Annotated in this window: 19 protein-coding genes, 2 tRNA genes and 1 pseudogene; 9 read left to right on the top strand and 13 right to left on the bottom strand. The window is 35.2% G+C overall.

Going from position 1 to position 19,984, the window contains the following annotated elements; all coding sequences use genetic code 11:
* Positions 1–25 precede the first annotated feature (25 nt).
* Entirely contained in the window at positions 26–1,453 is a 1,428-nt protein-coding gene (gene icd, locus AAGD91_RS05425) for an isocitrate dehydrogenase (RefSeq protein WP_341820907.1), read from the bottom strand.
* Between the two features lie 259 nt (positions 1,454–1,712).
* On the opposite strand from icd, the gene AAGD91_RS05420 reads away from it, so the two are divergent.
* Both AAGD91_RS05420 and AAGD91_RS05415 read left to right on the top strand, forming a co-directional pair.
* Positions 1,713–2,096 (top strand): RDD family protein, encoded by a 384-nt coding sequence (locus AAGD91_RS05420; RefSeq protein WP_341820906.1) that lies wholly within the window; start codon positions 1,713–1,715, stop codon positions 2,094–2,096.
* A gap of 22 nt (positions 2,097–2,118) precedes the next feature.
* Positions 2,119–2,595, top strand: a complete 477-nt coding sequence (locus AAGD91_RS05415) for an RDD family protein (RefSeq protein WP_341820905.1) — start codon at positions 2,119–2,121, stop codon at positions 2,593–2,595.
* Positions 2,596–3,446: 851 nt separating this feature from the next.
* Here AAGD91_RS05415 and sucD read toward each other — a convergent pair.
* The 8 genes and pseudogenes from sucD to hemF form a co-directional block, all read right to left on the bottom strand.
* Positions 3,447–4,319: a succinate--CoA ligase subunit alpha gene (sucD, locus tag AAGD91_RS05410; RefSeq protein ID WP_341820904.1), complete on the bottom strand. Its 873-nt coding sequence runs from the start codon at positions 4,317–4,319 to the stop codon at positions 3,447–3,449.
* Positions 4,320–4,322: 3 nt separating this feature from the next.
* The gene (gene sucC, locus AAGD91_RS05405) at positions 4,323–5,474 is read right to left on the bottom strand and encodes an ADP-forming succinate--CoA ligase subunit beta (RefSeq protein WP_341820903.1); all 1,152 of its coding nucleotides are present in this window, start codon (positions 5,472–5,474) and stop codon (positions 4,323–4,325) included.
* Between the two features lie 32 nt (positions 5,475–5,506).
* Positions 5,507–5,704 carry a 30S ribosomal protein S21 gene (rpsU, locus tag AAGD91_RS05400; protein ID WP_341820902.1) on the bottom strand — a complete coding sequence of 66 codons (198 nt, stop codon included), beginning with the start codon at positions 5,702–5,704 and terminating at the stop codon, positions 5,507–5,509.
* A gap of 155 nt (positions 5,705–5,859) precedes the next feature.
* Positions 5,860–5,933, bottom strand: a tRNA-Pro gene (locus AAGD91_RS05395).
* Positions 5,934–6,158: 225 nt separating this feature from the next.
* A pseudogene (locus tag AAGD91_RS05390) lies at positions 6,159–6,846 on the bottom strand (16S rRNA (uracil(1498)-N(3))-methyltransferase).
* A gap of 28 nt (positions 6,847–6,874) precedes the next feature.
* Positions 6,875–6,946: transfer RNA gene (locus AAGD91_RS05385), tRNA-Glu, on the bottom strand.
* A gap of 45 nt (positions 6,947–6,991) precedes the next feature.
* Positions 6,992–8,323, bottom strand: coding sequence for a hypothetical protein (locus AAGD91_RS05380; RefSeq protein WP_410541913.1), 1,332 nt, complete (start codon positions 8,321–8,323; stop codon positions 6,992–6,994).
* Positions 8,324–8,371: 48 nt separating this feature from the next.
* A complete protein-coding gene (gene hemF / locus AAGD91_RS05375) occupies positions 8,372–9,196 on the bottom strand; it encodes an oxygen-dependent coproporphyrinogen oxidase (RefSeq protein WP_341820900.1) in 825 nt (274 codons plus the stop codon).
* 160 nt (positions 9,197–9,356) lie between these two features.
* Here hemF and AAGD91_RS05370 point away from each other — a divergent pair, with 160 nt between their 5' ends.
* From AAGD91_RS05370 to AAGD91_RS05360, 3 genes are all read left to right on the top strand, one after another.
* Complete coding sequence (locus AAGD91_RS05370) at positions 9,357–11,837, top strand: response regulator (RefSeq protein WP_341820899.1); 2,481 nt, start codon at positions 9,357–9,359, stop codon at positions 11,835–11,837.
* Positions 11,838–11,927: 90 nt separating this feature from the next.
* A complete protein-coding gene (locus tag AAGD91_RS05365; protein ID WP_006280226.1) occupies positions 11,928–12,770 on the top strand; it encodes a ParA family protein in 843 nt (280 codons plus the stop codon).
* Positions 12,767–13,618 carry a ParB/RepB/Spo0J family partition protein gene (locus AAGD91_RS05360; protein ID WP_341820898.1) on the top strand — a complete coding sequence of 284 codons (852 nt, stop codon included), beginning with the start codon at positions 12,767–12,769 and terminating at the stop codon, positions 13,616–13,618. The genes AAGD91_RS05365 and AAGD91_RS05360 overlap by 4 nt, the downstream gene beginning before the upstream one ends.
* Before the next feature lie 1,134 nt (positions 13,619–14,752).
* Here the strand turns inward: AAGD91_RS05360 and AAGD91_RS05355 are convergent.
* Positions 14,753–15,094, bottom strand: a complete 342-nt coding sequence (locus tag AAGD91_RS05355; RefSeq protein WP_341820897.1) for a TrbC/VirB2 family protein — start codon at positions 15,092–15,094, stop codon at positions 14,753–14,755.
* Between the two features lie 135 nt (positions 15,095–15,229).
* Between AAGD91_RS05355 and AAGD91_RS05350 the strand changes: the two genes are divergently transcribed.
* The gene (locus AAGD91_RS05350; protein ID WP_341820896.1) at positions 15,230–16,045 is read left to right on the top strand and encodes a YihY/virulence factor BrkB family protein; all 816 of its coding nucleotides are present in this window, start codon (positions 15,230–15,232) and stop codon (positions 16,043–16,045) included.
* A complete protein-coding gene (locus tag AAGD91_RS05345) occupies positions 16,032–16,787 on the top strand; it encodes an SDR family oxidoreductase (protein ID WP_341820895.1) in 756 nt (251 codons plus the stop codon). The genes AAGD91_RS05350 and AAGD91_RS05345 overlap by 14 nt, the downstream gene beginning before the upstream one ends.
* A gap of 180 nt (positions 16,788–16,967) precedes the next feature.
* Here AAGD91_RS05345 and AAGD91_RS05340 read toward each other — a convergent pair whose 3' ends face one another.
* The gene (locus tag AAGD91_RS05340) at positions 16,968–17,456 is read right to left on the bottom strand and encodes a transposase (RefSeq protein ID WP_341820774.1); all 489 of its coding nucleotides are present in this window, start codon (positions 17,454–17,456) and stop codon (positions 16,968–16,970) included.
* Between the two features lie 158 nt (positions 17,457–17,614).
* The gene (locus tag AAGD91_RS05335; protein WP_253309376.1) at positions 17,615–17,908 is read right to left on the bottom strand and encodes a transposase; all 294 of its coding nucleotides are present in this window, start codon (positions 17,906–17,908) and stop codon (positions 17,615–17,617) included.
* 149 nt (positions 17,909–18,057) lie between these two features.
* Here AAGD91_RS05335 and AAGD91_RS05330 point away from each other — a divergent pair, with 149 nt between their 5' ends.
* Positions 18,058–18,204, top strand: coding sequence for a hypothetical protein (locus AAGD91_RS05330; protein ID WP_341820894.1), 147 nt, complete (start codon positions 18,058–18,060; stop codon positions 18,202–18,204).
* Positions 18,205–18,291: 87 nt separating this feature from the next.
* Here the strand turns inward: AAGD91_RS05330 and pdhA are convergent, their stop codons facing one another.
* Positions 18,292–19,272, bottom strand: coding sequence for a pyruvate dehydrogenase (acetyl-transferring) E1 component subunit alpha (pdhA, locus tag AAGD91_RS05325; protein WP_341820893.1), 981 nt, complete (start codon positions 19,270–19,272; stop codon positions 18,292–18,294).
* 65 nt (positions 19,273–19,337) lie between these two features.
* Between pdhA and hemJ the strand changes: the two genes are divergently transcribed.
* Positions 19,338–19,766, top strand: coding sequence for a protoporphyrinogen oxidase HemJ (gene hemJ, locus AAGD91_RS05320; RefSeq protein ID WP_341820892.1), 429 nt, complete (start codon positions 19,338–19,340; stop codon positions 19,764–19,766).
* Positions 19,767–19,984: the final 218 nt, after the last annotated feature.

The raw sequence follows: 19,984 nt of genomic DNA, 5'->3' as shown, positions 1-19,984 counted from the left end.
CATTTATCACACCTCTTTTAAAGAATTAAGAAAAGAACCCCTCTTTCCCATCATATAAATACAACTTATCCATTCTCACCATGTCAAAGCTATTTTCTTCGAGTTTGATTAGCAAGTTATTTACATCACTATTTGTAATAGCTTGCTTTTCATTATTTGCGATAAACCTACAGGTTATTTGGTCACTTAAAGATTTTGAGTTTCCTGGCCAAATCGCTAGCCCTTTTGAGTATATTGCTATAATTTGCAGATTACTTGATTCAAATAATCCTACTATTTGATCAAAATTGCTGGATTTGTCCCAAGCAAGCGTTATATCACTACCCACTAGCTTTTTAACTTTGTAATCTTGTTCGTAATTGTCTTGTACTTTATTTATTTTACTATCTGAACCACTGCTAATTATAAGCTCAGGTAATGTTGCAGGTTTCTTTCCTAGATTATCTATAACAGCTTCTGCAAATTCTTTTGTACCAACTTTCTGTTTACTTCTTTTCTCCTTATACAAATCGGCAGTGTGTATTCCATCCTCTAAAGTCTTCAGCCATGCATCGTAGATTAGTTTTGCAGTACCCACTTGACCTATGTAAATTAGCATATGCACTGCAGCATTTAAAAGACCAGAAGGATTAGCTATGTTTTTTCCTGCAATATCAGGAGCAGAACCATGAACCGCTTCAAACATCGCATATTCATTACCTATATTGCTACTTCCAGCGAGTCCCACAGATCCAGAGGTTTGTGCCACTATGTCTGATAATATGTCGCCATATAGATTTTCAGTTACTATAACATCGAAATTCTCCGGTTCTGTGGCAATACGTGCCATTCCAATATCAACTATATAATGTTCTGCCTTTATGTCCTGGTATTCCTTTGCAATGCGATCAAACGCTGCATGGAAAGTTCCGTCAGTCATTTTCATTATGTTGTCTTTAGTCAGGCAAGTTACTTTTTTTCTGTTGTGTTTTTTCGTGTATTCAAAAGCATACCTGCATATCTTCTCTGAGCCAGATCTAGTAATAATTTTAGTGCATTGGTAAGAATCACCAGTGAGCCTATGCTCTATTCCGGTGTAAACGTCCTCTTCATTTTCGCGTATCACTACGATATCAAACTTATCGAATTTATTTTCTATAACAGGATGATATGAAATACACGGCCTGATGTTTGCATATAACCCTAGATTTTTTCTGAGTGCAACGTTCAAGCTCTTGTGGCCTTTACCTTGAGGAGTTGTTGTTGGAGATTTTAATAATATTTTTGTCCTTTCAATTGATTCCCAACCACTTGGAGAAATTCCGTGAGACCATTCCTTACTATCAACACGCTCACCTATTTCAATAATATCTATTGAGATTTTTGCTTCCGCTTTGCGCAATATCGACAGCACCGCTTCCATAATTTCTGGTCCGATACCATCACCATACGCAACTGTGATTGGTGTTGACATAACTTCCCTAACTGTAAATGATTTAATGTTAATTCAAATAATAGAGTGGCACAAGTAGCTAATATTACCCAAATTAGTATATTTATGGTTATTTAACAACGTGCTTTTATATTATATGATGACATTATGAAATATAGGTGGGGTTATGGATACTGAAATAAATGTTAAAGTAAATTATGTAGGATTTACAAGGCGTACTGTAACAGCAATACTTGACCAAATAATATTTTTCTTTCCTTCATTCATCCTATAAATTGCATTGTTGGGCAATAATGAGGTTAATAATTTTCTTGACGAAATTGAACAGTTAACATCTCCTTATACAATCTTTACATCAGTGCTGTGTACAGTATTAGAAATATTAATAATAACAAGACTGGGAGGTACGCCAGGACAACTGTTGTGTGGTATGTATATCAAAGATGCAGACACATTTAAAAATACTACTCTTATGCAAGCAGCAATAAGGTGTATTTCTGAGACAGTTTTCTTGATTATTTCTTTTTTGCTGACTCACTATGTTTCTCATTGGTTTATAATTTTACCAATTTTAGTTTTAATATTTGCGATATTCGACCGGCGCAAGCAGACTTTTTATGATAAAATTGCAAAAACAGTAGTAATAGACTATAAACCTAGTTGATATTTTTCTTTATAGGCAGTGTATGGATAAAAACGTAAACTACTCAACAATGACAAGGCGTATTCTAGCATTTATAGTTGATTGTATTTTATTTATCGCAATACCATTTGCTTTAATGGCGGTAGGTTTCTCACTTACACACATAATACAAGGGATCATGGGTGCAATAATTGTAATCACCACGATTGTATTTTCTTTATTTTTAATGATACCATGTATATTTCATATATTCATGCTGGTAAAATTTGGCGGCACTCTAGGGCACTTGTTATTTAGCATGCGTGTAAGAGACAAAGATACACTTGAGCAGATCAATCTAATACAAGCAATAAAAAGAACCATCGCTTTTTTCATAATTTACTGTATATCGCTTTATAATCCTATTTTACTTTTAGCTATACTAATCCTAGTTTTAGTATGTGCAGTAGATGATGAACATAAACAAGCTTTTCATGACAAAATTGCAAACACGGTAGTGATAGATTATAAACCTAGTTGATATTTTTCTTTAGTTGTTACCACCAAGGGTGTTATTCCAGCGCGTGACGTTAGTTAGAATCCAAAAACCATGAGAGCTACAAAAAATTACTTTACAAACTCCGCCAGCCCCCTTATCATAACACTGAAGCTATTTATTTATCTTCGCAATTTCTGCAGTGGATTAATGACAAAAAAACTTAATGTATTTGGCGTAAATCATGCTTAATTTTTTGCACTATGTGTACCTCATGTCTTTATAAAACTTTTAGGTTTCTACCTATATAAGCCGAAACGCGCTTATAAAGCGTTTAAGACAGTAAAAGACGTCAAATAGACAAGGGAGAATTTGAATACTAGCTACCCTGGGGTTTCTTTGCCTTTTTTTCCGCTCAGTAAATTTCTTAACGTTTATAATTTAGGTTAGTCGCATTTAAAAGCAGCTAAATTGCAGCGTTTAGAATAAAAAACGCCAATATTTTGAAGTACATATAAATAACTAGCCAACCATGGGGCTTCTTTTGCCTTTTTTTTACCTGGTAAATTTCTTAATATTTATGACTAAAGTAATTTAGGCCTACCGACAACCGTCATCCCTGTAAAGGTCAAGTATCCCGCTACGTGTTAGCGGATGAGATACCGCGAATGAATCGCGGTATGACGTAGAGTCAGCGTTAGCTATAACACAACACTTTTATACTCACCAAATCAGTTTGCTTGCTTACAAGCAAACTTTCCTGGATCCAAGTAGTCAAGCTACTCGGATGACACCATTATAAAGTGAACCAGTGTCAGCTACTTGAGTGACACCCTTTCTAGCAGAAACTGCTCCTCAAATCACAACGTTCGTACAGCTGCGTTTTAGATTAGGCACTAATGCATTACTTCCAATACCTTCTTACCAATCACTGCAGGGGTTTCAGCAATTGCAATCCCGGCGCTCCGCATAACTTCTAGTTTTGCACCAGCACTTCCACCACTGGAAGAGATGATTGCTCCAGCGTGTCCCATACGTCTTCCTGGAGGTGCTGTTTGACCTGCTACAAAACCAACGATTGGCTTTTTAGTTTTTTCTGTTTTCACAAAATGTGATACATCTTCTTCTTCGTTTCCACCTATTTCACCAATAACTACAATACCATGAGTATCGTCATCTTTTAAAAAGAGCTCCATACAGTCGACAAATGTCATACCATGAACTGGATCCCCCCCAATTCCGATACACGTGGATTGACCAAGACCAACAGCGGTTGTTTGTGCTACTGCCTCGTAAGTTAAAGTTCCAGAACGAGACATAATCCCTATATGTCCACGCTTATGGATATGGCCAGGCATAATCCCTATTTTGCACTCTTCGGGCGTAATAATTCCCGGGCAGTTAGGACCAATCAATCGACTTTTTGAACGAGCAAGAGCATGCTTCACCTTTACCATGTCAAGTATAGGAATGCCCTCTGTAATGCAAACTATTAGCTCTATCTCTGTATCTATTGCTTCAAGTATTGCATTAGCTGCAAACTTAGCAGGTACATATATTACCGTGGCATTCGCATCAGTTTTTTCTTTGGCTTCTGCTACAGTATTAAAAACTGGTAAGTTAAGGTGAGTGCTACCACCCTTGCCAGGAGTTACACCACCAACCATTTTTGTTCCGTAGCTAACAGCTTGCTCTGAATGAAATGTACCTTGCGCACCAGTAAAACCCTGGCATATTAACCTTGTATCTTTGTTTACTAAAACGGACATACTCTATTTCACCTCTTGTACTATTTTCTGCGCAGCATCGCCCAGTTCATCTGCAGCAATAATATTTAATCCTGACTCTTCTAAAATTCTTTTTCCTTCTTCGAAATTAGTGCCTGATAATCTAACCACTAGAGGAACTTTAATGCTCATTTCTTTTACAGCCGCAACAATTCCACTTGCGATAATATCGCAACGCATTATACCACCAAATATGCTAACCAAAATTCCTCTTACGTTGCTATCAGACAATATGATTTTAAATGCTTCAGTTACAGTTTCTTTACTCGCTCCACCACCAACATCCAAAAAGTTAGCAGGCTCTGCTCCGTAGTATTTTATTATATCCATTGTTGCCATAGCAAGACCTGCACCATTTACCATGCAACCAATACTGCCATCCATTTTGATGTAACTGAGCCCATACTTTGAAGCCTCTATCTCTTCTTTCACTTCTTCATCATAATCACGAAGTTCCATAATTTCTGGGTGACGATATAAAGCATTGTCATCGAAATTAATTTTCGCATCGAGCGCAATAAAATCTCCAGAACTTGTTTCAACCAGTGGATTAATTTCAATTTGGATCGCATCAGTTGCAATAAACGCATCATATATATTTTTTGCAACATTTGTTATTTTTTCTATTTGTTCTGAACTCAAATTAAAACTGCTGCTTAACTTGCTGCTATTAAAACTTGTAGCAAGATCAATATCAAATTTCACAATTTTTGCGGGAGAATTTTTCGCCACTTCTTCGATGTCCATTCCACCTTCTGAGGAAAATATGAATATTGGCTTACTGAGCTTCGGGTCAATTACCAGGCTTAAGTAATACTCTTTCTTAATGCTTGAGCCTTCTTCAATATATACTCTTCTTACTTGCTGCCCGCTTGGCCCTGTTTGATGAGTAACTAAAGTCATACCAATCATGTCTTTTACAAACTGTTGAGCTTCTTCAGATGACTTTGCTAGCTTTACGCCACCGGCTTTACCCCTACCACCTGCATGAATTTGAGCTTTAACCACAAACACGTCAGATTTTAATTGACTTACTTGAGTCTTTACTCCTTCTGCAGATATAGTGACAAAACCTTTTGGCACCGGGACATTAAATTTATGCAAAATCTCTTTTGCTTGATATTCGTGAATATTCATAAAACAACCAATGATAAACTATTAAAAAATTACTAACCGTAACGCTGCCTTCTGCATTCTTGCTGGTACCTCTTTTTTCTCGCTTCAGCTTTCTTTTTAGCTCTTTTTTCTGATTTTTTTTCATGATATTGTTTTTTCATTTTCAACCCTCTTCCTTCCTTTTGAATTGTTTTTTTCAATACTGGAAGAGCTCTGTCTACATCACCATAATGGACTGATACTTCAATCAAACTCTATACCTCCTTCGGTAATCATTTCAAAATTTATTTATAAATTAGAAAATTAACATTGTCAATTATTTTATAAACTTGAGCGTTAAACTGCAATATGAACCAAATGCCTTTAAAAGCTCTAACTATTAAAAGCGTTAAAACTTCTGCTAGCATCGGGGCGGAGAGATTTGAACTCCCGACCCTTTGGTCCCAAACCAAATGCGCTACCAGGCTGCGCTACGCCCCGACTTCTTTACTCAGAGTATCAATAACTCAGGCAAAATGCAAGATTCATTTGTTTATTTTAGAAAAAATATAATATAAGATTTAATATTATTTTAGAATATGTTTTTTATTAGCTCCTCTTTAGTAGCAAACTGCTTCGCAGGCGGCCTATAGAGTTTGTACAGTTAGCGCGTGCAACACTGAATCAGATTTCTCTATGGCCCAAACCTTAGCCATATTTAAAAATCTAGCTACACCAATTGGTGAAAGTTAGTGCAGCAACCACAGCAGTATCGACCCTTAAAATTCTTTTTCCTAGACTCAATTTTTGACAAAACTTATCGGCAAGATCAAGTTCATAAGATGAAAAACCACCTTCAGGGCCAACAATAATAGCAACATTTTTCTTACCTTTCAGCACTTTATCAGCTTTACCTGTTTCATCACATAAAACAAAATTTTTACTCTGGGAATCAGGTAACTCACAAAAGTTAATAGGAGGCAAAATCTCTGGTATACTCATCCTACCGGATTGTTCCGCAGCTTCGATTGCCTGTAATTTTGCTCTACTTAGGTTAATGTTTTTTACTACTGTACGTTCCGTTGAAATAAATTGAATGCAGGTTACTCCCATTTCAGTTGCCTGTCTTACTATGTTGCCTAAAGCACCACTTTTTACCATGCCACAATATAAGTATAAATTTTCCTCATATTGCTGTTGTTTAGTGCATTCTTTGAGTGTAACTTTTGTTAATTTACGCGATATATTAACTACTTCTCCTAACCATTCTCCATCCTTTCCATTAATAAAGAGAGAGATTATCATACTTCTTAAGCCGCATTACATTGCAAATATAGTGACTTTGTTGTGGATTAAATGCTAAACTCACGCCTTGTGATAAAGCTTCTTCAAAATAAAGCCTAATTTTTCCCATTCAAAACTTTAATTATATTCTACTTGAGTGACTCTTACGGGATTTGAACCCGTGTTACCACCGTGAAAGGGTGGTGTCCTAACCACTAGACGAAAGAGTCAATGCGAATTAACTCAAGTTATATTGATTATGCACATAAAGTCAATTATTTTATGGCGCAAACGTCTTTCTCTATTCCATATTTGATATTCACTGAATTTATTTTAGATTTAGGAGTTTTAGATCCTAATTCTAATTGTTGTTCAACTTTTGTATCGGAATCATAGCCAGAATCGTAGCCAGAATCTCTACGCTCATATTTCTGCTTTATTTCTTCTACACTAAAGCCAGCCTTGGTCTTAATTTTTTGATCATTAGTCTGTTGCTGACTTATCGGCTTATTAGCACTTACCTTCACTTGCTCTTGCCAATCATTCACTTTATCCTGCACTAACCCATGGTAAGTTCCAGAATTGGCTTTTACATCTTTTGCTTTTTTTTCTGCTCTTTTCTTGGAGAAATCTACCCTAGCATAAATAGGTTCTGACGATTGTTCTGGCTCTTTCTGTTTTAGGCTAGCAGGCTTTTTTTGTTCTGAAAGATCATCTATAGTGCAATAAATAGGTTCTTCTGATATACTCAAATAACCACTATCGTCCAATGATGAATTTTCAGTAGATTTTTTATGTGAATCATATATTTCAGCATAAATAGATTTTTCTGATACGTTCAACTCCCCTAATGAGTTACTAACCTTAGTGTCATACACCTCAGCGTAAATAGACTCTTTTAAAAGAAAATTACCATGGCCAGTACTCTTTGACTCATACTCAAAAGTTCTAGGAGGTTTTTTAGGTGGTATTACATTGTTGCTCACCTCAGCATACATAGTTATTGGCTCATATTCAAAGGTTCTAGGAGGTTTTTTAGGTGGTATCATGTTACCAACTGAGTTAGCCTCAAGTTTCAGCTTTACTACTTCTTTAAACTCATCAAAACCCTCTCTTTCTTTGAAAATGTTCAATATTTTTTCCTTTTCTGCAACATTTCGAAGCATTGCACCATTTATTACTAACTCACCAAGTATTAAACAACATTTTTCCTTATAGTCTTTGAGATACTCCTTGCCTAGGACGGGCATAACCTCTTTCTCATGAGCAAGTGCTCTTTCGTATTTATAGATTACACTTCTTATACCGTCGCTGCCTATTGCATTAACGTTGGCGCCAGCATTAATAAGTAATTCCATTACATCATAATCAAGGCTTTTTACTGCATATCCTAAAGCCTGATTTAAAGCTTGATTATTATTTATATCAAATGATCCTGTATTCTTGAAAGACATAGTCTTTGAAAAGAATTTTCTAAAACTATTTAGTGCATTGTAGAGACTTAGAGTCAGTTTAACACCTTTTATATCATTGTTTTTGACAGATTTAATTAAAAAATTATCTATTATACCCATGATTATACCCCCTATATAAAAGCTCACTATCATGGTACAACTTTAAACCATGATGATTTATTTTCTGCTAATAGCAGCTCTCTATAACCACTTAACAAGTGGTGGCATTGACATCATAATTGCATCTGGATTGCCGTCAGTCATTAAACCAAACCTTGTGCCACGATCGTATAACAGATTGAATTCTACATATCTGCCACGTTTTGTTAATTGATTTTCTCGTTGTTCTTTTGTCCAAGATTTTTGTATATGTTTACGTATGATGTGCAAATAAATTTCCAAAAAGGCTTCACCTACTGCTTTTGTGAACTCAAAATCATTTCTCCAATTGCCAGAACTCAGATTATCATAGAAAATACCACCAATGCCACGCGGCTCTTTTCTATGTGGTAAGAAAAAATAGTTGTCACATTGCTCTTTAAATTTTGGATAATATCCGGTGTCAAATCTATCACATGTCATTTTGATTGATTCATGAATATACTTGCAATCTTCTTCATTTTTATATATTGGCGTAAAATCCATCCCTCCACCAAACCATTGTTTTGAAGTATATATCAGCCTTGTGTTCATATGTGCTGCAGGGATAAGGGGCGATTGCATATGAGACACTAAAGATATACCGCTTGCCCAAAACTCTCCGTTACTTTCACTTGCACCAGGAATTTCATTAATGGCTAAATCTGCAAATTTTCCGTGTACTTTTGAAACGTTTACTCCAACTTTTTCAAAAACATTGCCAAAAATAATTGTAGATTCACCACCTCCACCACCTGGGCGATCCCACTTTCTTTTTTCGATCTTTGGCTCTGCGGATGATTGTTTTTCAATTAATAAGAAAGATTCTATGATCTTATCTCTTAGTGCACAGAACCACTTAAATGCTTGTGTTCTTTGTTTTTCCATAATATCCTCTCGCTAGCTTATTAACATTGTTATATCTGATATTTAAGGAACTTAATTAGATTTGGATGATAATTATCTATCAAAGACGTTAATAAATCTATAATAATTAAATCAATATAATAAAACATTTTCGTATGTACAACGATGCCAAGTAACAATAATGAGTAAAAGATACATAGATAACAAAAAAGAGAACAGGGTTGACTTCATACTAAGAAATTATGGAATGTCAATTGTTGTGATGGCAGTTATTATGCTCTTACCTCCAGTAGCAATATCGATACTCTACTTTTTTGATATATATAGTCAGCATATTAATATAGAGATTAATTTATTAGTTAGCATTCTAACAACTCTCTTTATGATATATAATGTAAAGCGCTACAGACACCTACTTAATACTATAGAATTTCAAAATGCAATATTTGCAAATGCACTAAATCATAATACAGAATTTTGCCTTATTTTACATAGAGATGAGGGTATTATTTATGCTGATGCAAGGTTCTACGAAAGGTTTAAAGATCATATAGATGATGACATTACGTTAGGCAAGATTTTTGAAATAGTAGATGTTTCAGAAGAAGACAAAAAAGTACTCTATCATGCACTAAAAAATAACTCTTCTGTACAAGTATGCATTTCCTTAAACAAGAAGAATAGAGTATCTAACTTTCTTTTGCTCTTTGAGCCGATACCAGATAATCCCCAAATTGCTATAAATAGTAATAAGATTTTAAATTTATCATTAGTGCCAATAGCAAGGCCAGATGGGTATTTTGTGTTAAAAGCAACACAGATAAACAAGGAGCAGATATATGAAGAGTTAATAGAAAAACACAGTATAGGAACTTACATTGCAAATGCCAAAGGGGTGATTTTAGCTGTAAATAAAAGATTTTTAGATATATTTGAACTGAAAAAACTGGAAAAAGGTAGCTCAATCAGTGATTTTATATCTCAATCTAAATATAACAATACAACAACCGATAATGAAATTTTGTTTTTTACTATAAGTGGTATTCCATTCAAGGCTTATATGAGCACTGCTATATTTTGTGATAAATACAACCATAGCTATATATATGGCTTTATAACACCAACCGAATCAAATATTGTTGATTATCAATTACACCCTTGTTTTGCAAATTCATCAATTGCTATTGCACAATGTGACATAAACGGCAACTTTGTAAAGAAAAATACGGCACTAATAAAGCTTGCAGGGTCAGATAATAATTCAATCTTTACATTGATATTAGATAGTTATCATGTGAAAATACGTGAATATTTTTCGAGTAATAGAATAAATAATGCGTCCTTTGATGTACAGCTCAACGGCGATAATAACATAAAAATATATTTCAATAAGTTTCTTCATAATAAAATGATCTTCATACTTTGTTATTTTATTGACAATACTGAACACAAAAACCTAGAGATAAAGCTTGAGCATTATCAAAAGATGCAAGCTATAGGGCAGTTAGCAGGTGGTATTGCGCATGATTTCAACAATATATTGACTGGGATAATAGGATTTTGCGATTTGCTTTTACTCCAACATTCAGCTGGTGATCCATCTTTTGGAGATATAATACAGATACAGCAAAATGCAAAGCGTGGATCAAATTTAGTAAGACAATTGCTTGCTTTTTCAAGAAGACAGACCTTGCAGCCAAAAATTATTGATGTAAATAGTACTATAGCTAATCTTTATGAAATGATAAAAAGATTAATAGGTGAAAATATAAAGTTTAATATTTATTATGGTAGAGACTTGGGTGCTTTTAGGGCTGATCAAGGGCAATTAGAGCAAGTTATACTTAACTTAGCAGTCAATGCTAGTGCTGCTATGGAAAAGGGCGGAGAATTAACTATACGAACCTTTAATCAAAAGATTGACTCATTAAATTCTACATCTCAGGACATGTTTTCTCCAGACAAGGAAACGATCGAACATGGAAATTATGTTGTGATTGAAGTAATTGATACTGGATGTGGAATGACAAGTGATACAATTGAAAAGGCATTTGACCCATTTTTTTCTACCAAAGATATTACCTCTGGTACAGGTCTTGGCCTCTCTACTGTATATGGCATTATTAAACAAACTGAAGGATACATCTATGTTGCTAGCAAAGTAAATCATGGAACTAAATTTAGCATATTTTTGCCCATGGTTTACATATCAGATGAAAATCTGATAGAGGAAGATAGTGAAGAAATAGAAAGACCGGTAGTAAGTGAAATTAAAGGTAATGGTATAATTTTATTGATTGAAGATGAAAATTCAGTAAGGGAATTCATCTCTAAAGCACTCAAAAGAAAAGGATTTGATGTAATAGAAGCGAGCATAGGCAGCGAGGCGCTAGAAATAATCAGTAAAAAAAATCAACACATAGATCTAATAATCACTGATGTAATCATGCCAGAGGTGAGTGGTCCAGAAATAGTTAAAGAAGCATTGATCCATAGGCCAAATATCAACGTTATTTTTATTTCTGGGTATGCAGAAGATGCTTTTTTAAAGAGTGATGACATCAATATAGAAGATTTTCACTTTTTGCCAAAACCATTCACTCTGAATGAATTAGGAAACAAGGTTCAAAGTGTGTTACACAAAGCAAAAAAGACAGTCTAATTTTAGTGTGATTAGCAACAAAAAAATTTTCTAATGCAAAAGTTTCTTGCATATATACAATAGAATTATTTTATACATAAGATAAAAGGCGTGAGCAAGATTATTGCAATAGTAAATCAAAAGGGTGGAGTTGGCAAAACCACAACTAGTATAAATTTATCGACAGCCTTTGCTGCTGTGGGAAAAAGCACTTTATTGGTAGATCTTGATCCTCAAGGAAATGCTAGCACCGGACTCGGGATTTCTTATCGTAGTAGGGAAGAAAAAAATATATACAAAATACTACTGAGCAGCGAAAATAAATTGATAGAATCGGCAATTTTCAATATAAAGGAAATTCCAAATTTATCACTAATTTCGTCAGTAGTTGATCTGTCAGCTGCAGAAATTGAATTATCGCAACTTGAGCGAGGAAAATTTGTGCTAAAAAGCGCATTAGAGAAGATACGCGATAATTATGAGTATATAATCATCGATTGCCCTCCATCACTTGGGCTTCTAACCATAAATGCTTTGACTGCTGCTAATTCTATTATTGTTCCTCTTCAGTGTGAGTTTTTTGCTCTGGAAGGATTAAGCCATTTAGTTAAAACTGTAGAACTGATAAAAAGGAATAACCTAAACCCTTTTTTGGCAATAGAAGGGATCGTGTTAACAATGTATGACAGGCGCAACAAACTCAGTGAACAGATTAAAAACGATATTTGCCAGTATTTAAATGATAAAGTATACAAAACTATCATCCCATTGTATGAGACTGTTATTCCACGTAACGTACGGTTATCAGAAGCGCCTTCTCATGGAAAACCCGCTATTGTGTATGATCTTAAGTGTCCTGGTGCACAAGCATATATAAGTTTGGCAAGGGAAATTTTAAAAAAGCACGCGAGCAGTTGTAAGGAGAAGAAGCTAGTGAGTGAGGGCGTGGTATGAAGGATGATAGACGCCTCGGCAGAGGTCTTGCCGGCCTCATAGGCGATAATTATGATAATAAAGAAGATCGACAAGAGTATTTGCCTATTTCATTACTGCACCCAAGCAAATTTCAACCGAGGAAACATTTTGACCAGGAGTCATTAAGAGAACTTGCAAATTCGATAAAGAAAAGTGGCATTATACAGCCTATCGTGGTACGCAAAGATTCAAATGATGATGGTTACGAAATAATAGCTGGGGAACGTCGTTGGCGAGCAGGCAAGATTGCAAATCTTGATAGTGCACCCGTTATCATAAAAGATCTGAGCGACAAGGAATGCTTGGAAGTATCCATTATTGAAAACATACAAAGGCAAGATATTAATCCAATAGAAGAAGGTGAAGCGTATAAGAGACTGATAGATGAGTTTTCCTATACACATGAAGAATTAGCTTCAACTATAGGCAAAAGCCGCAGTCACATAACCAATATGATTCGGATGTTGTCACTTCCTGATGGAGTAAAAACAATGATCAACGAAAAAAAGCTATCTATGGGCCATGCAAGAGCGTTGATTAATGTTGAAAATGCGGAAAGTATTGCAGAAAAAATAATTTCCCAAGGCTTAAGCGTTAGGCAAACTGAAAAATTGATAAAAGACTTACATCAAAGTAACAACCAAAAAGAGCAGAGATATACCAAAAATCAAGATATGGCAGCACTAGAAGGTGCTATATCTTCTCAACTTGGTTTAAAGATCAAAATTAATGACAGTAATTCTAAGGGTAAAGTTATGATACGGTATAATAATCCAAATGAATTGGATTTAATATTAAAAATTTTAAATAGGAAACTTGAGTGCTAGTAGAGCAAAAAGGTAATATAAAATACAACTGTTGGTGTCACCCAAGTAGCATGGAGAGACAAAAATCACTTGACAAACTCCGCCAGCCCCCTTATCATGACAGTGAAGCTATTGTATTTGCTTTCGCCAATCTGCAGATTAAAAGGTAAGGATTACTTAATGTATCGGCGTCTTATGTTCAATTTTTTGCAGTATATAGATACTGTATGTCTTTACAAAACTTCATCTACATCTAGATTTTTATCTAAATAAGCTGAACGCGCTTATAAAGCGTTACAAGACATCAAAAAATGCCAATACTCGACAAAGATAGTAAAAGACTAGCTAAATCGGGGTTTCTTTGCCTTTTTTTCTGCTTGGTAAATTTCTTAAACATTTGCAGCGTAGGTTAGTTGCAATTAAAAGCAGCTGAATCTCCCTTGTCAAGCGTTTAAAACATAAAAAACGCCAATATTTTAAAGCGGATAATAACCCCAGGGCTTCTTTTGCCTTTTTTTTCGCTTGGTAAATTTCTTAATATTTATAGCAACATGAACTGGGCAGGAAGGTGTCATTCCAGTGCTCCTTTTTTTGTCATCCCAGTGCCCAGACACTGGGATCTAGCTAAGTTAGTGAGTGTAAAAGTAGCCAACCTTACGTTAAAACACAACGTTCTTGATGAGATTGCATAAAAACTGGATTCCTTACATCATAGAGGCACTGCCATTATAGAGTGAACCAGTGTCTGGGCACTGGGATGACAAAAAAGGGGCTACTCGGATGACAAAAAAAGGAGCACTGGAATGACAGGAGAAGGAGGCGCTGGGATGACAAGAAAGGAGCACTGACATTATAGAGTGAAATGAGATCCCAGTGCCCAGACACTGGGATGACGAGAAAGGAGCACTGGAATGACAGGAGAAGGAGGCACTGGGATGATACTATTATAGAATGAACCAGTGTCAGCTACTTGGATGACACCATCATGGTGAGAATTGCTCTCAAATCATAAGTTCGTATAATTGTGAAATAATGGTGCTCCTTTAAGAAGCACCATTTAGCTATGTTTTTCTGAAGCTTTAATGCTTATTATGCGCATTTATTTTCTGTTGCATTCCATGTCTTACCATCAGGGCAATATGCCTCCGATAATTTCTATGGCCTATTCTCTACTGCACCGTCTTTACAAATCACACCTCCTGGTGTTATTTTTGAAACGACTACAGGAGCGCCAAAAAACACAGCAGTGAATGCACCGAGTGCAAAAAGTGCTGGCCATGGCATTCTGCCAAATATCGCAAGCAACGCTGCACCAATTATCACTATTGTGATCATTGGTCCACCTATGCCATGAGTATAGCCTATTATCTTGCATATCACTGATGATGTTGTATCATTTTTATCAACAAATTTATTAACCGTAGCCGGCGGATTCACAGCATTTGCATCAAACGCAAAGGAGAGAATTAAAGCTACAAGTAGAAGAAAATTTTTCATTATGCCTCCTATAATTTCTGTTTCATATTTGATTATCTATCACTTTGATTAAATTTAAGTAAACGGTAAGGATTTTTTGCTTAAAAGTATCCTTTATTTCATTTAGAATACTTTTCTTGGTTCGTTTATATTACAGTGCTACAGAAATTTTACAGCATCGTTTATTGCCTTTATCGTGCTTTGATTGACACAATTTATAATGATGGAGTGGAGCACGCAGGGTATCTATCATTTTTAATCCTGTTATCAATATTCCCTTTTCTCATCGTTTTAATGGCTGTGGCGTCAACATTCGCAAATTTCTTAGACCAGTATAACATTGGCTGGGTATTTATCATTGATAACATGCCACAGGATATTTTATCATCTTTGATACCGCGTATCAGAGAGATAATATCAGGCCCGCCGCAAAGCTTACTAACTTTAGCAATTGTAGGCGCTGTTTGGACCGCCTCGTCAACAATTGAAGGGCTAAGAACAATATTGAACAAAGCTTATAAAGTTCCGGTTTCGCCACCTTATATATTAAGAAGGTTGTTAAGTATACTACAATTTTTAGTGATCACGCTTATTATAACTCTAACTATAGTGTTCTCTACATTAGTGCCAATGCTAATTGATTTTTCCTATCAGGGGATTAGTTATACTAAATATCTCCTCATTGAATTTGTACTTTTCACAGTAGTCTCTTGGCTATATTTTATGTTGCCAAACATAAAACAAAATTTATCAGACGTCTTTCCTGGATCTTGTGTGGCTGTTATTCTTTGGACAATTTCTGCTTCAGCTTTCAAGCAATACTTAAAAGCTTCCTTTGATCAACTGAATTTGATATATGGAAGTTTAGGTGGTATGGTAGTGTCATTACTATTTTTTTATATGTTAAGTTTGATTTTTATATATGGAGCAAAATTTAATTTTCAGCTAAAATATTTCAATGAATCTCGCTAAGGAGAAAGAAATGAGTAAGTTAGAAGGTAAAGTAGCTTTAATCACCGGAGCTTCATGTGAAATAGGCTCTGCTGTTGCAAAAAGATTTGTAAAAGAAGGTGCATGTGTGATTCTGATTTCAAGATCTCTTGATAATCTCAAGCCACTATATAATGAAATTGAAGAGCTTGAAGAATTTAAAGAAGGCTCTGTGAAACTAATTCAGCTTGATCTTTTAGACTTTGAGAATGTAAAGATACTAACAAACATGATAGAAAGCCTGAAATTATCAGAATCTGGAGCACTTGATATATTAGTTGCATGTACTGGAATTTTAGGCAAATTGAACCCTATTCACGACTGTGAGATTGAAGAGCTACAGAACGTAATGAATACAAATTTTACTGCAAATTGGTACTTACTAAAAAACTTAGATCCAATGCTAAAGAAGTCTAATGCTGGAAGAGTGATATTCATGACCTCAGAGGTGACACTTTCTCCTTCCTCTTATCCATATTGGATGCCGTATGCTGCAAGTAAAGTTGCACTAGAAATAATGGTGCAGATATATGCACCTGAGACAAAACATACAAAATTATGTGTAAATGCTGTATACACGAAAGGACCTGTGGGTAGTGAGCAGGCATTTCCTGGATCTGAATTGGTGTCACCTGATAAACTAACAGACAAATTTGTGGAGTTAGCTTCTAACGATTGCAGCGTATCAGGAAAAATCTTACCGCTTAGCAAATCTCCCGAATAAATTACACTAGAAAGGATGTCATCCCAGTGCCCAGACACTGGGATCTAGTTTTTAATTTAACATAATCAAGAACGTTGTGTTTTACTTTTATGCTTACCAAATTAGTTTACAATCAAAGTTTTCTGGATGCCAGTGGGCTTTGTTGCATCACACTTTATGAGATGGTGATTTATGGTAAATTCATGTAACTATCTCAAATTTAGCCATACCAATATCAGTGAATTTATTAAGCAAATAGCATTTGATTAGCAGTTCTTTTTCTCGATTTATCTCAGATTTATTCCTAAAACTAAATCCGAATATTTGCTTTAATCTTGAGAAAAACCCTTCAATATAAGATCTTTTCCCATAATTTACTTCTTTTTTCCATTCTTTCATGCCATCTTCACCGTATAATTTTATTAACGTAATAGCAGCATTCCTGTCAGACATATAATCTATTTCTGGATGTTCTGCCGCATTGTTTATTGGTGGAATTTTTGTCTTTATATCATATTCGTTACACAACTTATAAAACTTGTGCCTATCACATGCTCTATCTGCATATAGTGCTTTTATGGCATGCTGAAAATCAACTTCTTTTAGCAAATCACAAGCTCCATAGTGATCAGAGTAGACACCGTTACTGTATTTTACAGCTATGGCTTTTTTGTTGTTTATATTCAACATTACGTGCAATTTTCTCGTTTTCTCATAGTCACGATATTTTCTGTCAGTGCTATTTTCCTTGCTGTGTGTTGTTGTATATACTAATTCCTGTACTGTCTATAGCAATTTCGATATCTTCCATATTATTTTTATCAATTCTGCAATCATTTATCTTAATATTAAGTTTCTTTTGATGCTTGTGAATAGCTGATAACTGCCAAATCTCTTCCTATTTGTTGCAAATACCCTTTTATAAACCCGACTGTTTGTCTTAAACCAATTCTAAAGAAACTGACGATTATATGCACCAAAATCACAACTTTATCACTATAAATATAGTTGCCGCCCTGCATTTTTGGACAATTCTCGTACCAATTTTCTATGGCATCATTGATATAACAAAAAATGCTTCCTCTTTCTTGGAGAAATTTGTTATATTCATGGCAGTTACTGACTCTCATTTTTTGTGGCATATTTTTTCTTCAACAGCTAAATGGCTATTTATAATGAATTTTGTCAGTAACTGCCAGTTCTTTTTACTTGAGCGATGCAACAAAGCCCACTGGGACACAGTTTTCTTTACAAATTCACCAAAAGTGCTTCATTCTATAACGCAAAACCCATGTTCACCAAACCCAATGCATTACTTGCAATTAAGTTTCCTGGATCCCAGTCTCTGGGCACTGGGATGAAAAGAAGAGGGCACTGGGCCGTCATAAAGGAATCAGTGTCAGCTACTCGGATGACAAGAAAAAGGCTACTTAGATGAAGGGAGAAGGAGCTACTTGAATGACATCGTTTACTATACAATGTTCGTACAGTTAGTTACCACCTGGATAAAAAAAAAGAAGCCTACTTAGCTAACAAATTTATAAACATCAGTATACAACTCATCAACGCTTGATTCTTTACTATTTTTGGCAAAATCTTCCGACTTTTTTACTAAATCACGTACTTCCTTATCAATTACTTTACATTCTTCTTCTGAAGCAATTTTATTATCTATCATGTATTTCTTTAAAGTGCCTATAGGGTCATGATTTTGCTTCATATCTTCAACTTCTTCTTTTAAGCGATAAGTAGCAGGATCTGACATCGAATGGCCGCGATATCGATATGTCTTCATTTCAAGCAGGATAGGCCCTTTTCCGCTGCGTGTGTGTTCCGCTGCTTCGCTTGTAGCCGCATAAACAGAGAAAAAATCCATTCCATCAACTTGTTTTCCAGAAATACCAAAACTTTCTCCTCTTTTATATAACTCTGTTACTAAAGTTGATCTTTGCACAGAAGTTCCCATTGCATATTCGTTATTTTCTATGATGTAAACCACAGGCAACTTCCACAAAGATGCCATATTAAATGATTCATATACTTGTCCTTGATTTGCAGCACCGTCACCAAAATATGTGAATACCACGTTATCTCTTTTCTTATATTTATTAGCAAATGCTATTCCTGTGCCAATTGGAACTTGTGCTCCCACTATTCCATGTCCACCGAAGAATTTTTTTTCAACGTCAAATACGTGCATCGAACCACCTTTACCTTTCGAGCATCCTGTTTCTTTGCCAGTGAGTTCTGCCATTACAACATTTGGATCAGAATTACATGCGAGCATTAAGCCATGGTCTCTATAACTTGTGATAAAAGCGTCACCTAATTTTGATGCAGCTTGAGTTCCAACTGCAACTGCTTCTTGCCCTATTGATAGGTGACAGAACCCGCCTATTAATCCCATTCCATATAATTGTCCTGCTTTTTCTTCAAATCTGCGTATGAGTAGCATTTTCCTGTAGAATCCAATTATCTGTTCTTTAGTGAAATTTTCTGCTTTCATATCGATTTCTTTTTCATTAAACTAAAATAGTATCAGAAATTTTTAACATTTTGTAATAAATCTCAATGGATTACTACCACTGGCTTGAAGCTTTTCACGTTATCTCCGCCATTATGTGGATGGCAGGTATGATTTATTTACCCAGGCTTTATGTCTACCACGCAACTGTAAAACCGGGATCGGAAAATGATAGCTTGCTTCAAACAATGGAAAAGAGGCTACTTAGATATATCATAAACCCTGCAATGCTTTTCTCACTTGGTCTTGGAATCACATTAATGGTTATTAGGGAAGCATATCGTGAAGGATGGTTTCATGTAAAAGCATTTGCAATACTTTTGATGTTAATTATTCATATGCTACTTGCAAAATATAGGAAAAATTTTGCAATGGGTTCGAATAAGAAGTCACATATTTATTTTCGCGTTTTAAATGAAGCAGTGACAGTGTTAATAATAGTTATAGTTATTATGGTTATTGTAAAACCTTTTTGACTGACCTTACCCAAAAAAAGCAGAAAGCTCAGCTACTCTTCTACTTTCATTTTTGACTTTTGTGAAAATAACATAAGCTAAAGTTACTGAGGTTTACCAATGATTTTTACAGGGATACTGGTGAAGTCGAGTTGCAATAGCTGTATGCTTGACATTGGGATCCAATTTTATAAAAATCTATTGTGCTAGCAAGTTCACTAGATTCCAGCGTCACGCGC

The organism is Wolbachia endosymbiont (group A) of Myopa testacea (genome assembly GCF_964027115.1).
Classification (GTDB): domain Bacteria; phylum Pseudomonadota; class Alphaproteobacteria; order Rickettsiales; family Anaplasmataceae; genus Wolbachia.
Note: the sequence above shows the minus strand (reverse complement) of the source record. Positions and strands in the feature narration are given on the sequence as shown.

What these genes read in the sequence shown, in the direction of transcription:
- icd (WP_341820907.1), bottom strand. Translation starts at nt 1,453, where the DNA reads ATGTCAACACCAATCACAGTTGCGTATGGTGATGGTATCGGACCAGAA.
- AAGD91_RS05415 (WP_341820905.1), top strand. Translation starts at nt 2,119, where the DNA reads ATGGATAAAAACGTAAACTACTCAACAATGACAAGGCGTATTCTAGCA.
- sucD (WP_341820904.1), bottom strand. Translation starts at nt 4,319, where the DNA reads ATGTCCGTTTTAGTAAACAAAGATACAAGGTTAATATGCCAGGGTTTT.
- sucC (WP_341820903.1), bottom strand. Translation starts at nt 5,474, where the DNA reads ATGAATATTCACGAATATCAAGCAAAAGAGATTTTGCATAAATTTAAT.
- AAGD91_RS05380 (WP_410541913.1), bottom strand. Translation starts at nt 8,323, where the DNA reads ATGATAGTGAGCTTTTATATAGGGGGTATAATCATGGGTATAATAGAT.
- hemF (WP_341820900.1), bottom strand. Translation starts at nt 9,196, where the DNA reads ATGGAAAAACAAAGAACACAAGCATTTAAGTGGTTCTGTGCACTAAGA.
- AAGD91_RS05370 (WP_341820899.1), top strand. Translation starts at nt 9,357, where the DNA reads ATGAGTAAAAGATACATAGATAACAAAAAAGAGAACAGGGTTGACTTC.
- AAGD91_RS05360 (WP_341820898.1), top strand. Translation starts at nt 12,767, where the DNA reads ATGAAGGATGATAGACGCCTCGGCAGAGGTCTTGCCGGCCTCATAGGC.
- AAGD91_RS05355 (WP_341820897.1), bottom strand. Translation starts at nt 15,094, where the DNA reads ATGAAAAATTTTCTTCTACTTGTAGCTTTAATTCTCTCCTTTGCGTTT.
- AAGD91_RS05345 (WP_341820895.1), top strand. Translation starts at nt 16,032, where the DNA reads ATGAATCTCGCTAAGGAGAAAGAAATGAGTAAGTTAGAAGGTAAAGTA.
- AAGD91_RS05340 (WP_341820774.1), bottom strand. Translation starts at nt 17,456, where the DNA reads ATGTTGAATATAAACAACAAAAAAGCCATAGCTGTAAAATACAGTAAC.
- AAGD91_RS05335 (WP_253309376.1), bottom strand. Translation starts at nt 17,908, where the DNA reads ATGCCACAAAAAATGAGAGTCAGTAACTGCCATGAATATAACAAATTT.
- AAGD91_RS05330 (WP_341820894.1), top strand. Translation starts at nt 18,058, where the DNA reads ATGTTCACCAAACCCAATGCATTACTTGCAATTAAGTTTCCTGGATCC.
- pdhA (WP_341820893.1), bottom strand. Translation starts at nt 19,272, where the DNA reads ATGAAAGCAGAAAATTTCACTAAAGAACAGATAATTGGATTCTACAGG.
- hemJ (WP_341820892.1), top strand. Translation starts at nt 19,338, where the DNA reads ATGGATTACTACCACTGGCTTGAAGCTTTTCACGTTATCTCCGCCATT.